The sequence below is a fragment of the Pseudomonas sp. MIL9 genome (assembly GCF_016887925.1).
Taxonomy (GTDB): domain Bacteria; phylum Pseudomonadota; class Gammaproteobacteria; order Pseudomonadales; family Pseudomonadaceae; genus Aquipseudomonas; species Aquipseudomonas mohnii.
Window position 1 is genome coordinate 74,839 of record NZ_JAFEHE010000009.1, and the last position, 15,367, is coordinate 90,205.

At 61.5% G+C, this 15,367-nt stretch carries 12 protein-coding genes; 9 read left to right on the forward strand and 3 right to left on the reverse strand.

Going from position 1 to position 15,367, the window contains the following annotated elements; all coding sequences use genetic code 11:
* The first annotated feature begins 2 nt into the window (after positions 1 to 2).
* From pepP to gcvH, 8 genes are all read left to right on the forward strand, one after another.
* A complete protein-coding gene (gene pepP, locus JQF37_RS12195; RefSeq protein ID WP_130205710.1) occupies positions 3 to 1,337 on the forward strand; it encodes a Xaa-Pro aminopeptidase in 1,335 nt (444 codons plus the stop codon).
* A complete protein-coding gene (gene ubiH, locus JQF37_RS12200) occupies positions 1,334 to 2,521 on the forward strand; it encodes a 2-octaprenyl-6-methoxyphenyl hydroxylase (protein ID WP_130205712.1) in 1,188 nt (395 codons plus the stop codon). The genes pepP and ubiH overlap by 4 nt, the downstream gene beginning before the upstream one ends.
* Complete coding sequence (locus JQF37_RS12205; protein WP_130205714.1) at positions 2,514 to 2,999, forward strand: DUF4442 domain-containing protein; 486 nt, start codon at positions 2,514 to 2,516, stop codon at positions 2,997 to 2,999. Before ubiH ends, JQF37_RS12205 begins: the two co-directional genes overlap by 8 nt.
* Before the next feature lie 9 nt (positions 3,000 to 3,008).
* Entirely contained in the window at positions 3,009 to 4,226 is a 1,218-nt protein-coding gene (locus JQF37_RS12210) for a 2-octaprenyl-3-methyl-6-methoxy-1,4-benzoquinol hydroxylase (protein WP_189340343.1), read from the forward strand.
* A 176-nt stretch (positions 4,227 to 4,402) separates the two neighbouring features.
* The gene (locus tag JQF37_RS12215) at positions 4,403 to 5,407 is read left to right on the forward strand and encodes an extracellular solute-binding protein (protein ID WP_130205718.1); all 1,005 of its coding nucleotides are present in this window, start codon (positions 4,403 to 4,405) and stop codon (positions 5,405 to 5,407) included.
* An 84-nt stretch (positions 5,408 to 5,491) separates the two neighbouring features.
* Complete coding sequence (locus JQF37_RS12220) at positions 5,492 to 7,108, forward strand: iron ABC transporter permease (protein WP_130205720.1); 1,617 nt, start codon at positions 5,492 to 5,494, stop codon at positions 7,106 to 7,108.
* A gap of 156 nt (positions 7,109 to 7,264) precedes the next feature.
* Positions 7,265 to 8,347, forward strand: a complete 1,083-nt coding sequence (gene gcvT / locus JQF37_RS12225; protein ID WP_130205722.1) for a glycine cleavage system aminomethyltransferase GcvT — start codon at positions 7,265 to 7,267, stop codon at positions 8,345 to 8,347.
* Between the two features lie 47 nt (positions 8,348 to 8,394).
* Positions 8,395 to 8,778, forward strand: a complete 384-nt coding sequence (gene gcvH / locus JQF37_RS12230) for a glycine cleavage system protein GcvH (RefSeq protein WP_130205724.1) — start codon at positions 8,395 to 8,397, stop codon at positions 8,776 to 8,778.
* A gap of 46 nt (positions 8,779 to 8,824) precedes the next feature.
* Here gcvH and JQF37_RS12235 read toward each other — a convergent pair whose 3' ends face one another.
* Complete coding sequence (locus tag JQF37_RS12235) at positions 8,825 to 9,964, reverse strand: DegT/DnrJ/EryC1/StrS aminotransferase family protein (RefSeq protein WP_130205725.1); 1,140 nt, start codon at positions 9,962 to 9,964, stop codon at positions 8,825 to 8,827.
* Between the two features lie 154 nt (positions 9,965 to 10,118).
* Between JQF37_RS12235 and gcvP the strand changes: the two genes are divergently transcribed.
* On the forward strand, positions 10,119 to 12,992 hold the full coding sequence (gcvP, locus tag JQF37_RS12240; protein ID WP_130205727.1) for an aminomethyl-transferring glycine dehydrogenase: 2,874 nt from the start codon (positions 10,119 to 10,121) through the stop codon (positions 12,990 to 12,992).
* A gap of 175 nt (positions 12,993 to 13,167) precedes the next feature.
* On the opposite strand, the gene JQF37_RS12245 is transcribed toward gcvP, so the two are convergent.
* Both JQF37_RS12245 and JQF37_RS12250 read right to left on the reverse strand, forming a co-directional pair.
* On the reverse strand, positions 13,168 to 13,485 hold the full coding sequence (locus tag JQF37_RS12245; RefSeq protein WP_047534773.1) for a DUF2388 domain-containing protein: 318 nt from the start codon (positions 13,483 to 13,485) through the stop codon (positions 13,168 to 13,170).
* 70 nt (positions 13,486 to 13,555) lie between these two features.
* Entirely contained in the window at positions 13,556 to 15,340 is a 1,785-nt protein-coding gene (locus JQF37_RS12250) for a GspE/PulE family protein (RefSeq protein ID WP_130205729.1), read from the reverse strand.
* Positions 15,341 to 15,367: the final 27 nt, after the last annotated feature.

The following is a 15,367-nucleotide window of genomic DNA, read 5'->3' on the forward strand; positions in this document are numbered from 1 at the left end:
CCATGATCCATATCCCGAAATCGGAATACAGCCGTCGCCGCAAGGCCTTGATGGCGCAGATGGAACCCAACAGCATCGCCATCCTGCCCGCCGCCGCAGTGGCCATCCGCAACCGCGATGTCGAGCACGTTTACCGTCAGGACAGCGATTTCCAGTACCTGAGCGGTTTTCCCGAGCCTCAGGCCGTGCTGGTGTTGATGCCGGGGCGATTGCACGGTGAGTACATCCTGTTCTGCCGCGAACGCAACGCCGAACGCGAGTTGTGGGACGGCCTGCGTGCCGGGCAGGAAGGCGCGATTCGCGACTTCGGCGCCGACGACGCCTTTCCGATCACTGACATCGACGACATCCTGCCAGGCCTGATCGAGGGTCGTGACCGGGTGTATTCGGCCATGGGCAGCAACCCGGAATTCGACCGGCATCTGATGGAGTGGATCAATGTGATTCGCTCCAAAGCCAATCTTGGCGCCCAGCCGCCGAACGAATACGTTGCCCTGGATCATTTGCTTCACGACATGCGCCTGTATAAATCAGCGGCAGAAGTGAAAGTGATGCGCGAAGCTGCGCGGATTTCCGCCCAGGCCCATGTGCGTGCGATGCAGGCCAGCCGTGCCGGGTTGCACGAATTCAGCCTGGAAGCCGAGCTTGATTACGAGTTCCGCAAGGGCGGGGCGAAGATGCCGGCCTACGGTTCGATCGTTGCGGCGGGGCGCAACAGTTGCATCCTGCATTACCAACAGAATGACGCGGTACTCAAGGACGGCGATCTGGTGTTGATCGACGCCGGGTGCGAAATCGACTGCTATGCCAGCGATATCACGCGCACCTGGCCGGTCAACGGCAAATATTCTGCGGAACAGAAGGCTATCTACGAATTGGTGCTGGCGGCGCAGGAAGCGGCGTTTGCCGAGATCGCCCCGAACAAGCACTGGAATCAGGCCCACGAGGCCACGGTCCGGGTGATTACTGCCGGTCTGGTCGAGTTGGGGCTGCTGCAGGGCGATGTCGACGAACTGATCGCCAGCGAAGCCTACAAGGCGTTTTACATGCACCGTGCAGGGCACTGGCTAGGCATGGATGTGCATGACGTCGGCGAATACAAAGTCGGCGGCGAATGGCGCGTGCTGGAGGTCGGCATGGCGCTGACCGTGGAGCCGGGGATTTACATCGCCCCGGATAACCAGAACGTGGCAAAGAAATGGCGTGGCATTGGCGTGCGCATCGAGGACGACGTGGTGGTGACCAGAAGCGGCTGTGAAATCCTGACCCAAGGCGTGCCGAAAACGGTCGCCGAGATCGAGGCCTTGATAGCCGAAGCACGGACACAAGCGGCATGAGTCGAGTCAATCTGGCGATTATCGGTGGTGGCCTGGTCGGTGCCAGCCTGGCGTTGGCCTTGCAGGCCGGGGCCAAGGCCCGTGGCTGGAAGATCCTGTTGATCGAGCCTTTCGCTCCCGGTCACACCTGGCAACCAAGCTACGACGCGCGCTCCACGGCATTGTCCTTTGGCGCCCGGCAGATTTATCAGCGCCTGGGCGTGTGGCAGGAGATTTCCCGTCGCGCCGAGCCGATCAAGCAGATTCACGTCTCCGACCGTGGGCGCTTTTCCACGGCGCGGTTGTCGGCGATGGAAGAGGGCGTTCCCGCGCTGGGTTACGTGGTGGAAAACGCCTGGCTCGGGCAATGCCTTTGGCAAGGCCTGGACAAGGACGTGATCAGTTGGCGCTGCCCGGCGGAAGTCACGCGCATGGAACCGCTGACCGACGGCTATCGCCTGACCCTCAATGATGAAACCACTCTGGAATGCGACCTGGCTGTGCTCGCTGATGGCGGCCGTTCCGGCCTGCGCGAGCAGTTGGGCATCGGCGTCAAGAAACGCCCGTACAACCAGAGCGCGCTGATCGCCAACATTACGCCGAGCGAAGCCCATAACGGCATGGCGTTCGAGCGCTTCACCGACGATGGACCGATGGCGTTGCTGCCGCTGCAGGATAACCGTTGTGCACTGGTCTGGACTCGCCAGGGCATGGATGCGCAAAGGCTGGCCGCCCTCGATGAACGCAGTTTCCTCAGTGAATTGCAGGGTGTGTTCGGCTATCGCCTCGGCACCCTGAAGCAGGTCGGTGCCCGGCATCTGTATCCGCTGGCGCTGGTGGAGGCCGAAGAGCAGGTGCGTCCGCATCTGGCGATTCTCGGCAACGCCGCTCACAGCCTGCATCCGATTGCCGGCCAGGGTTTCAACCTGTCCCTGCGCGATGCCCAGGCGTTGGCCGATGCGCTGCTCGCCAGCGAACAGGCGCTGGGGGATTTCGCGACCTTGCAGGCCTACCGCGAACGCCAGCGCCTGGATCAGAACCTCACCGTGGGCTTCTCCGATCAGGTCACGCGCTTGTTCGGCAGCACGCAGCCGTTGGTTTCCATGGGCCGCAACCTGGGCCTGCTGGGCCTCGATCTGTTGCCACCGGCCAAGCGCTGGTTCGCCCGGCAGGCCATGGGCCTGGGTACGCGTCCCGATGTTTAAGTGGCTGACCCAACAATTCGGCAAGGCGCGGCTGATGCGCTGGTTCATGGGCCTCTATCCGCCGTACCTCGGTGCCGGGGTTCGAGTGCGGCACATCAGCGATGACTTTCGCGACATCCAGGTGTCCATGGGATTGAGCTGGTACAACCGCAATTACGTCGGCACCCAGTTCGGTGGCAGCCTGTATTCGATGGTCGACCCATTCTTCATGTTGATGCTCATGGAAAACCTCGGGCGCCACTACATCGTCTGGGACAAAGCCGCCGACATCGATTTCATCGCGCCGGGCAAAGGCACGGTGTATGCCCGTTTCAACATCGACGACACCTTGCTCGACGAGATCCGTCGGCAGACCGCGGGTGGCGAAAAGTACCTGCCGCAATTGCAGGTCGATATTCACGACGGTGACGGCCATCTGGTGGCGCGCGTCGGAAAAACCCTTTACGTGCGGCTCAAGCCGCAAGCGAGACAGGCTTAAAGCATGGAAATGCGCGCAGATCTGCTGATTGTCGGAGCCGGAATGGTCGGCAGCGCCCTGGCGCTGGCGTTGCAGGACAGTGGGCTGGAAGTCCTGTTGCTGGACGGCAGCCCTTTGAGTGTCAAACCCTTTGACGTCCAGGCACCGTTCGAACCGCGAGTCAGCGCCTTGTCTGCCGCCAGTCAGCGGATTCTCGAGCGGCTGGGTGTGTGGGACGGCATCGTCAGCCGCCGCAGCAGTCCTTACAGCGAGATGCAGGTCTGGGACGGCAGCGGCACCGGGCAAATCCACTTCTCGGCCGCCAGCGTGCATGCCGAAGTACTGGGCCATATCGTCGAGAACCGCGTGGTTCAGGACGCCTTGCTTGACCGTTTGCACGACTGCGACCTGGGCATGCTGGCCAACGCTCGTCTGGAGCAGATGCGCCGCTCTGGCGACGACTGGCTGCTGACCCTGGCCGATGGCCGCACCCTGCGCGCGCCTTTGGTGATCGCAGCGGATGGCGCCAATTCGGCGGTGCGACGCCTGACCGGTGTCGCGACGCGCGAGTGGGATTATATGCACCATGCGATCGTCACCAGCGTGCGCAGCTCAAAACCTCATCAAATGACCGCCTGGCAGCGCTTTACCGATAACGGCCCGTTGGCGTTCCTGCCGCTGGAACGGGACGGTCAGCAGGATTGGTGTTCGATCGTCTGGTCGACCACGCCGAGCGAAGCCGAACAGCTGATGGCGCTGGATGACGAAGGCTTCTGTCGCGCGCTGGAGCGGGCCTTTGAAGGCCGGCTTGGCACCGTGCTCAGCGCTGACCCGCGCCTGTGTGTACCGCTGCGTCAGCGCCATGCCAAGCGTTATGTCGCCGAAGGCCTGGCCCTGATCGGCGACGCGGCCCACACCATTCACCCGTTGGCCGGGCAGGGCGTGAACCTCGGGTTCCTCGATGCCGCCGTGCTGGCCGAAGTGCTGCTGCAAGCGTCGAGCCGGGGTGAGCGCCTGGCGGATGTGAAAGTGCTGAGTCGCTACGAGCGCCGACGCATGCCCCATAACCTGGCGCTGATGGCGGCGATGGAGGGGTTCGAGCGGTTGTTCCAGGCCGATCCGTTGCCTGTGCGCTGGTTGCGTAATGCCGGGTTGAAAATGGTCGAGCAGATGCCCGAGGCCAAGGCGTTGTTCGTGCGTGAGGCCCTTGGGTTGACCGGGGATTTGCCGGCGCTGGCCAAGGCCTGAGATTTTTACCGAGGCCAATGGCCCCGTCGCGAGCAAGCTCGCGATGGGGCCGGAACATCCACCGTGGATTTCCTGCGGTGCAACATCTGGTAACTCCTCCGCAAACTGTTCGATTGAGAAGCTAAATGTGAGTCCTTATCATTTGCCCTCAATTTTTCAATCGAGAGACTGCTCCCATGTTGGTACCAAAGCGTCTATTGACCGCACTGGCCCTGACCCTGATAGGCAGCACCGCCGCCCAGGCTGCCGACGAGGTGGTGGTCTACTCCTCGCGTATTGATGAGCTGATCAAACCGGTGTTCGATGCCTACACCGCGAAAACCGGGGTCAAGGTGAAGTTCATCACCGACAAGGAAGCACCGCTGATGCAGCGGATCAAGGCCGAGGGCGAGAACGCCACCGCCGACCTGTTGCTGACCGTCGACGCCGGCAACCTCTGGCAAGCCGAGCAGATGGGCATCCTCCAGCCGTTCACTTCGAAAACCATCGACGCCAACATCCCGCCTCAGTACCGCGCATCCTCACACGCCTGGACCGGCCTGAGCCTGCGGGCGCGGACCATCGCTTATTCCACCGAGCGGGTGAAACCGGGCGAGTTGACCACCTACGAAGCCCTGGCCGACAAGAACTGGGAAGGTCGCCTGTGCCTGCGCACGGCGAAGAAGGTCTACAACCAGTCCTTGACCGCCACCATGATCGAAGTTCACGGCGCCGAGAAAACCGAGAAGATCCTCAAGGGCTGGGTCAACAACCTGTCCACCGACGTGTTCTCCGACGATGTCGCGGTGCTGGAGGCCATCAACGCCGGTCAGTGCGACGTCGGCATCGTCAACACCTACTACTACGGTCGTCTGCACAAACAGAAACCTGATCTGCCGGTAAAACTGTTCTGGCCGAACCAGGCGGATCGAGGCGTGCACGTCAATCTGTCCGGCATCGGTCTGACCCGCCATGCCCCGCATCCGGAAGCCGCCAAGGCGCTGGTGGAGTGGATGACCACGCCTGAGGCGCAGAAAATCTTCGCCGACGTCAACCAGGAGTTTCCGGCCAACCCCGCCGTACAACCATCGGCTGAAGTCGCTGCCTGGGGTCAGTTCGTGGCCGATACCTTGCCGGTGGAAGTCGCCGGCAAGCGTCAGGCCGAAGCGATTCGCATGATGGATCGCGCTGGCTGGAACTGAGTTGTGGCGAGGGGCCAGCTCCCTCGCCACAGATTGACGCCACTGTCGAATGACGGTGGCTTCACATTATTCTAGAGATCTTCCTTGGCCCACCCCGCCCAACGCCGCTGGTACCCGCTGGTCTTCGCCATCGCTGCGCTGGTCCTGCTGCCCCTGAGCGTTTTGCTGCTTTCCTGGCAAACCATCGATCAGCAGATCTGGTCCCACCTGTGGGACACGCAGATGCCACGCTTGCTGGGCAACACGCTGACGCTGGTGCTTGGCGTCGGTATCGGCGTCACGTTGCTGGGCGTGAGCCTGGCCTGGCTCACCAGCCTCTGCGAATTTCCCGGCCGGCGTTGGCTGGATTGGGCGCTGATGCTGCCGTTTGCGATTCCGGCCTATGTGCTGGCGTTCGTTTTCGTCGGGCTGCTGGATTTCGCCGGCCCCGTGCAAACCCTGCTGCGCGAGTGGTTCGGAACGGGCATGCGCTTGCCTCGGGTGCGTTCCACGGGCGGGGTGATTCTGGTTCTGGTGCTGGTCTTTTATCCCTACGTTTATCTGCTGGCACGTACCGCGTTCCTGGCCCAGGGCAAGGGCCTGATGGAAGCGGCGCGCGTCCTCGGGCAATCGCCCTGGCAGGCATTCTGGCGGGTGGCGTTGCCCATGGCGCGACCGGCCATCGGCGCGGGCGTGGCGCTGGCACTGATGGAAACCCTGGCGGATTTCGGCGCGGTGTCAGTGTTCAACTTCGACACCTTCACCACGGCGATCTACAAGACCTGGTACGGGTTTTTCAGCCTCTCCACCGCCACGCAACTGGCCAGCCTGTTGCTGTTGGTGGTGATGGTGGTGCTGTACGGCGAGCGTCGAGCGCGGGGCGCCAACCGGGCGAGCAATGAACGGCCACGGGTCAAGGCCTTGTATCACCTGCGAGGTTTCAAAGCGCTGCTGGCCATGAGCTGGTGCGGGCTGGTGTTTGCCTGTGCCTTCGTCATTCCGATGCTGCAATTGCTGGTGTGGTTCTGGCAGCGTGGGCGCTTCGATCTGGATGAGCGGTACGCCGGGCTGATCATCCACACCTTGTACCTGGGCGCGATGGCAGCGCTGATCACGGTCAGTGTCGCCCTGGTGTTGGCATTCGCCCGGCGCCTGGCGCCCACCCAGGGGATCCGTGCCGGGGTCAGCCTGGCCAACCTGGGCTACGCCTTGCCCGGTTCGGTGCTGGCGGTATCGATCATGCTGGCGTTCAGTTACCTGGACCGCGAGCTGGTGATTCCGCTGTCCGCATGGCTGGGTGGGGCCGGCAAGCCGCTGCTGCTGGGCAGTCTGTCGGCGTTGTTGCTGGCGTATCTGGTGCGCTTCATTGCCGTGGCCTATGGGCCGCTGGAAAACAGCCTGGCGCGTATACGGCCTTCTTTGCCCGAAGCGGCACGTAGCCTTGGCGTCAGTGGGCCACGACTGTTTTTCAAAGTGTATCTACCGTTGTTGCTGCCCGGCTCGTTGAGCGCGGCGCTGCTGGTATTCGTCGACGTGCTCAAGGAAATGCCCGCGACCCTGCTGATGCGCCCGTTTGGCTGGGATACGCTGGCGGTACGGATCTTTGAAATGACCAGCGAGGGTGAGTGGGCGAGGGCCTCTTTGCCGGCGTTGACCCTGGTGTTGGTAGGGCTGCTACCGGTCATCGGATTGATTCGACGTTCGGCACATCGAAACAGCTAGGTGTCAGTCCTACACCTTGCAGCTACAATGCGCGGCATTCGGTGCGGTCCGTCTGACAGACAAGGTAGTGAGAATCGGCTGGAAGCCTTTTATTTCAAGGCTTTCACTCAAATAGACACTCAACCGCACCTTCGCCACGCCCGGAAGGAGAAACCCATGGGACAGCGTACGCCTCTGTATGACCTTCATCTCGCTCTCGGCGCGAAGATGGTCGATTTTGGCGGTTGGGATATGCCTCTGCATTATGGATCGCAGGTCGAGGAACACCACCAGGTGCGCCGCGACTGCGGTGTGTTCGATGTATCCCACATGACCGTGATCGATGTCGGCGGCTCCCAGGCCAAGGCCTGGCTTCAGCATCTGCTGACCAATGACGTCGAGCGTTTGCACAGCTCGGGCCGTGCCTTGTACAGCGCCATGCTCAACGAGCAGGGTGGCATCGTCGACGACATGATCGTTTATCGCCTCGACGATGGTTATCGCCTGGTGGTCAATGCCTCTACCCGCAATCAGGATCTGGCGTGGATGCAGGCCCATCTCGACGGCTTCGATGTAAAGCTCAGCGAACGTTCCGAAATGGCGATGCTGGCCATTCAAGGTCCCCACGCCAGGCACAAAGTGGCCGAGCTGGTGACCCAGTCCCGTGGCAATCTCATCCAACTGCTCAAACCCTTCGAAGGGCACCCCGACGGTGACTGGTTCATCGCGCGCACCGGTTATACCGGTGAAGACGGCCTGGAGATCATCTTGCCAGCCAATCAGGCGCCAGGATTTTTCAATGATCTGGTCGGCGCGGGCATTTCCCCGATTGGCCTTGGCGCTCGGGATACCTTGCGGGTCGAGGCCGGGATGAATCTTTACGGGCAGGACATCGATCTGGCGGTTTCGCCGCTGACGTCCAACATGGCCTGGAGCATCGCCTGGGAACCGGTCAGTCGCCAATTCATCGGTCGCACGGCTTTGGAAGCCGAGCAGAGCGGCGGCATACAGCACAAACTGGTCGGTCTGGTGCTCGAGGAGCGGGGGGTATTACGCGCTCATCAAGTGGTCCGTATCGCCGATGTTGGCGAAGGGGAGATCACCAGTGGTAGTTTCTCTCCTACGCTTAGCAAGTCGATTGCACTGGCGCGCGTGCCGATGGCAACTGCCGACCGCGCAGAAGTGGAAATCCGTGGCAAGTGGTACCCGGTCCGAGTGGTCAAACCGACCTTCGTACGCCATGGCAAAACCTTGATTTAACCTATTCTGGCGGCATCGACCGCTGACAATTCCTGAGGATACAGAACATGAGCGATATCCCTGCCGACCTGCGTTTTGCCGAAAGTCACGAATGGGCACGCCTGGAAGCCGATGGCACCGTCACCGTGGGCATCAGCGATCACGCGCAGGAAGCGCTGGGCGATGTGGTGTTCGTCGAGCTGACCGAAGTCGGAAAAACCTTTGCAGCCGGTGATCAATCCGGTGTGGTGGAATCGGTCAAGGCCGCTTCCGACATCTACGCTCCGATCAGCGGTGAAGTGATCGCGATCAACGAAGAACTGAGCGCCTCGCCAGAGCTGCTGAACTCCGATCCGTACGGCGCGTGGATTTTCAAACTCAAGCCAAGCAACGCCGCTGACCTGGACAAGCTGCTCGACGCAGCGGGCTACAAGGCTGCCATCGGCGAATAAGGTGCACCCCGCAGGAGCCGGCAACCCGGCTCCTGCGGGGGTGGACTCAAGGCTTGAGCACGGCTTTGACCGCTGCTACCGAACGTTCGACGTCCGCTTTGGTCATCGCCGTAAACATCGGCAGCGAGACAATCAAGCGTCCCACCCGTTCGGCTGTCGGGAACATCCCCTCCTTGAAACCGCGCTCGCGGTAAAGACTCAGCAAGTGAATCGGCGGGTAGTGATAGCCGATACCGATACCCAATGCCTGCATCTGTTCCATGAAAGTGGCCCGGGCCGGTTTGCCATCCTGGCGTTCAGGCAATACCAGCTGGAACAAATGCCAGTTGCTGTTCTCGAAGTCCGCCGGAGGTAGTTGCGCCCCGTACTGCGCTTCAAAATCTTCGCCAAAGCAACTGAAGTAGTGTTTGGCCAGTTCCCGCCGATGTGCGGTGATCGCTTCGAGATGGGCGAATTGCCCCAGGCCAATGGCCGCTGCGACATCGGTCATGTTGAACTTGCCGCCCAGCACATCGACATCCAGGCCATCAAAGCCGCTGCGCGTAACGCCCTGCAGGCGGTATTTTTCTGCCAGCTTCACTTCTTCGGCATTGTTCAGCACCAGGCAGCCGCCCTCCGACGAGGTGACGTTCTTGTTTGCCTGAAAGCTGAAGGAAACGAAATCGCCGGTCGAGCCGATGCGCTGGCCATTCCAGCTTGAGCCCAACGCTTGCGCTGCGTCTTCGATGATTCGCAGGCCATGCTTGTGTGCCAGGCCGTACAGGCGAGTCATGTCCACGGGCAAGCCGGCCAAATACACCGGGATGATGGCTTTGGTGCGTGGGGTGATCGCGGCTTCCAGCTGATCCAGATCGATATTGCGGGTCACCGGGTCGATATCGGCGAACACCGGTGTGGCGCCGACTTCCAGAATGACGTTGGCGGTGGCGACCCAGGAAATCGGGGTGGTGATCACTTCGTCACCCGCTCCGATACCGGCGATGCGCAAGGCGATTTCCATGGTGCAGGTGCCGGAGTTGAACGTGCGCACCGGGCGTCCGCCAAAGTACTCCGACAGTTGCGCTTCAAAGGCCTGAACCTTGGGGCCGCTGGTAATCCAGCCCGAACGCAGGACCTCGCCGACGGCGGCGATGGTGGCTTCGTCGATAGTGGGTTTGGAGAAGGGCAGGAAAGGCAGTTGGCTCATAAATGTAGGCACCTCATCAGCGGGTATTGGGTCGGCGACGAGCATGATGATCCGTAATGCCCGGCGGCGCCATGCTCTCCGTGTCGGCGCTGGCTGCTATGCTGGTTTGACCGTGTTGCATCGACGCTGAGCGCCAGTCCAGAGAGAGCCCGTCATGTCCCAGTTGCCGTCCCTGAGTCAGTTACGCGATCCCAATGCCTTCCTTCGCCGTCACCTCGGGCCCGATGCCGCCGAGCAACAGGCGATGCTCGACAGCCTCGGCCTCGGCAGTCGGGTCGAGTTGATCGAGCAAACGGTGCCGCCGGGTATTCGCCTGAACCGGGTGCTCGACCTGCCGCCGGCCCTCGATGAAGAGGCTGCGCTGGCCAAGCTGCGGGGCTACGCTGAGCAGAACCAGGTCTGGACCAGCCTGATCGGCATGGGCTATCACGGCACGCTCACACCCACCGTCATTCTGCGCAACGTGCTGGAAAATCCCGGCTGGTACACCGCGTACACGCCCTATCAGCCAGAAATTGCCCAGGGACGTCTCGAAGCGTTGCTGAATTTCCAGCAACTGACCATCGACCTCACGGGCCTTGAGCTGGCCAATGCCTCGTTACTCGACGAAGCCACGGCGGCAGCGGAAGCCATGGCCTTGGCCAAACGGGTGGCCAAGTCCAAGAGCAATGTGTTCTTCGTCGACGAAAACTGTCATCCGCAGACCATTTCCGTGGTGCAGACCCGCGCCGAGGGTTTTGGATTCGAGCTGGTCATCGGCCCTGTGGATAACTTGAAACAGCACCAGGTGTTCGGTGCGCTGCTGCAATATCCCGACACTCACGGCGAGATTCGCGATCTGCGGCCCTTGATTGATCACCTGCATGCCCAGCACGCATTGGCGTGTGTTGCTGCCGACCTGTTGAGTCTGTTGTTGCTGACCCCGCCGGGGGAGCTGGGCGCGGACGTGGTGTTCGGCTCTTCCCAGCGTTTCGGCGTGCCCATGGGCTACGGCGGGCCTCACGCCGCTTTTTTTGCCAGCCGCGACGAATACAAACGTGCGATACCCGGGCGGATCATCGGTGTGTCGAAGGACGCGCGTGGCAATGTGGCCCTGCGCATGGCGCTGCAGACCCGTGAGCAACATATCCGCCGGGAGAAGGCCAACTCGAACATCTGCACGGCCCAGGTGCTGCTGGCCAATATCGCCAGTTTCTACGCGGTCTATCATGGCCCTGAAGGGCTGAAGCGGATTGCCCAGCGCGTGCACCGCCTGACCTGCATTCTCGCCGCCGGCCTCGAGCGCAAGGGCGTGACCCGCGTCAATCAGCACTTCTTTGACACCCTGACCCTGGACGTCGGCGGCGCCCAGACCGCGATCATTGAAAGCGCCCAGGCCGCGCAGATCAATTTGCGCATCTTGGGGCGCGGGCGATTGGGCCTAAGCCTGGACGAAACCTCTGACGAAGCCACGGTGGCGAAACTGTTCGATGTGTTCCTGGGCGTCGACCATGGGTTCAATGTCGGCGAGCTGGACGCCGAAATTTTGAACCCTGGCATTCCAGACGCTCTGGCGCGCACTTCACCTTATCTACGCCATCCGGTATTCAACGCCCATCACAGCGAAACCGAGATGCTGCGCTACCTCAAGCAGCTGGAAAACAAAGACCTGGCGCTCAATCAATCGATGATCCCGTTGGGCTCCTGCACCATGAAGCTCAATGCCACCAGCGAGATGATCCCGATTACCTGGCCGCAATTCGCCAATCTGCATCCGTTTGCACCGAAAGAGCAGGCAGCCGGCTATTCGCTGATGATCGAAGAACTGGAACGTTGGCTGTGCGCGATCACCGGTTTCGATGCGATCTGCATGCAACCCAACTCCGGTGCACAGGGCGAGTACGCCGGGTTGCTGGCCATCCGCAAATACCACGAGAGCCGGCATCAGGGGACTCGCGACATCTGCCTGATTCCGTCTTCCGCCCATGGCACCAACCCGGCTTCGGCGCAGATGGCCGGGATGCGTGTGGTCATCGTCGAGTGCGACGAGGCGGGCAACGTTGATCTGGATGACTTGAAAGACAAAGCGGCACAGGCCGGGGACAAACTTGCCTGCCTGATGGCGACTTATCCTTCGACCCATGGTGTGTACGAGGAAGGCATCAGCGAGATTTGTGAAGTGATCCACAGCCATGGCGGCCAGGTCTACATGGATGGTGCCAACCTCAATGCCCAGGTCGGGCTGGCCCGTCCGGCGGACATTGGCGCGGATGTGTCGCACATGAACCTGCACAAAACCTTCTGCATTCCCCACGGCGGCGGCGGGCCCGGCATGGGGCCGATTGGCGTGCGCGCGCATCTGGCACCCTTTGTGGCCAATCACCCGGTGGTGCCGATCGACGGGCCGCTGCCGCAGAACGGTGCCGTCAGTGCCGCACCCTGGGGCAGCGCGAGCATTCTGCCGATCAGCTGGATGTACATCGCCATGATGGGGCCGCAACTGGCGGACGCCAGTGAAGTGGCGATCCTCGCCGCGAATTACCTGGCGCAACACCTGTCCGGGGCGTTCCCGGTGCTCTACACCGGGCGCAACGAGCGGGTGGCCCATGAGTGCATTCTTGACCTGCGCCCCCTCAAGGCGCTGACCGGTATCAGCGAAGAGGACGTGGCCAAGCGCCTGATGGACTATGGCTTCCATGCGCCGACCATGTCGTTCCCGGTGCCAGGGACCTTGATGGTCGAACCCACCGAAAGTGAATCGAAGGCAGAACTGGACCGTTTTATCGGAGCGATGCTGAGCATTCGCGCGGAAATTACCGAGGTGCAGAACGGCAACTGGCCGGGCGAGGACAACCCGCTGAAACGTGCGCCGCATACCCTGGCCGACATCACCGGTGTCTGGGAGCGGCCTTACAGCATTGAACAGGCCGTCACACCGGACGCCCACACCAAGGCCCACAAGTATTGGCCGGTGGTGAACCGGGTGGACAATGTCTACGGCGACCGAAATCTGTTTTGTGCGTGTGTGCCGCTGGATGAGTACCGTTGAAATATCGGTCACTCATGACCCCTGTGGGAGCGAGCTTGCTCGCGATAGCGATTTTACTGACACAAAAATGTTGGATGTGCCGTCGCTATCGCGGGCAAGCCCGCTCCCACATGTTTTGCATTGAACATAAAAAATGCCGCTCCATTTGAGCGGCATTTTTGTTCAACCTGAAGGTTTATTCCGACGCCACGGCATTTTTCGCCAGGATCGCATTCGCCAGTTCCATGTCCGTCGCCTGCAGGCCAGGGTTGTCGGCGCGGACTTTCTGCATGGCGGCTTCCAGGTACGGGCCGCGGATGCCGCCGTCGCTGGCGACGAAGCTGCCGGCATCGTCCTGGGCGGCGACGATCAGTTTGTGATCCTTGAACGTCAGGTAGGTCGAGCCGGTGGTGGCACCGGAGGACAGGACGTTACGCCAAAAGCTATCGGCCATCGCCGAACCGACAGGCAGGGACAACAGGGCGATGGTAGCGACAGCAAGTTTGAGACGCATAAAAGTGACTCCACAGGGTTAACTCCGGTGTTTGATAGCGATCCCCCAATCGAGTTCCATGGCGGCAAATCTACTTTTGCTCACTCTGCGGCGTCACTCGCAGCACCTCCTCAATCGTCGTCAAACCGGCCGCCACTTTCTGTGCGCCGGACAATCGCAGACTGCGCATGCCTTCCTTGAAGGCCTGACGCCGCACGGCGAGCAAGTCCGTGTCGGGGTTGATCAGCACCTTGAGACCATCGCTCAGTTGCATGATTTCGTAGACCCCGGCGCGGCCGTGATAGCCGGTGTCGCGGCATTCCAGGCAACCGATGGCGCGTTGGGCATGGGTGGGGAGCGGCGCTTGCCAGGGTCGGGTCAGGGTCTGCCAGTCCTCCTCGCCCAGGGTTTGCGGAGCCTTGCAGTGCGGGCACAAGGTGCGCACCAGCCGCTGGGCCATGACGCCCAGTAGCGTGGCCTTGATCAAGTAATGCGGTACGCCGAGTTCCAGCAGGCGACTGATGGCGCTGGGCGCGTCGTTGGTGTGCAGGGTCGACAGCACCAGGTGCCCGGTGAGCGCCGCCTGAATGGCCATTTCTGCGGTTTCGAGGTCGCGGATCTCGCCGATCATGATGATGTCCGGGTCTTGCCGCATCAGTGCGCGCACGCCAGCGGCGAAGGTCAGGTCGATGTTGTGCTGGACCTGCATCTGGTTGAACGCCGGCTCGACCATTTCGATCGGGTCTTCGATGGTGCAGAGGTTGACCTCCGGCGTCGCCAGCTTTTTCAGCGTGGTGTAGAGCGTGGTGGTCTTGCCGGACCCGGTCGGCCCGGTCACCAGAATGATGCCGTTGGGCTGGCGAGTCATGTCCTGCCAGCGCCGCAGATCGTCGGCTGAAAAACCGAGCTGATCGAAGTCCTTGAGCAGCACCTCGGGGTCGAAGATCCGCATGACCATTTTTTCGCCAAAGGCGGTCGGCAGTGTCGATAGCCGCAATTCGACTTCGCCGCCTTCCGGGGTCTTGGTCTTCACCCGCCCGTCCTGGGGTTTGCGTTTCTCCGCGACGTTCATTCGCCCCAGGCTTTTCAGGCGGCTGACGATGGCCATGGTGACCTGTGGCGGGAATTGGTAGACGTTGTGCAGCACGCCGTCAATGCGAAAACGCACGGTGCCCTGTTCGCGCCGGGGTTCGATGTGGATATCGCTGGCGCGTTGCTGGAACGCGTACTGGAACAGCCAGTCGACAATGTTGACGATGTGCGCATCGTTGGCGTCCGGCTCCTGATCGCTGGCGCCGAGGTTGAGTAACTGTTCGAAGTTGCCCAGGGTGTTCACTTGCTGATCGGTGTTGTTTGCGCCGGTGACCGATTTGGCCAGGCGAAAGAACTCCACGCTGAAGCGTTGAATGTCCACCGGATTGGCCACCACCCGCTTGATGGGCAGCTTCAGTACATGGGTCAGGTCGGCCTCCCAGCCGGTGACGTAGGGTTGGGCGCTGGCCACGGTCACCGCATCGCGATCGATGGATACCGCGAGAATCTTGTGGCGCTGGGCGAAGGCGTAGGACATCAGGGGCGTGACGGCCGCGACATTGATTTTCAGCGGGTCGATACGCAGGTAAGGCTGGCCGGCCTGTTGTGACAGCCACAATGTGAGGCTTTCGAGGTCGAGGTGCTTGCCGGGTCGACTGAGGTCTTCCAGCTGTTGGCTGGCGATGAATTCCAGTGGGTGCATCTGGCCATGGGCGACGTGGCGGCGGCGGGCATTGAGCGCGTGTTCGGCCGAATCCTGGCTGATAAAGCCCTGGGCGACCAGTTCACGCAGCAAATCATTGAGATCCAGCCAGCGGTCCTGAAGGGCGAGTTGAACGGACATGCGGGCTCCTTGTGAACAACCGTTCGC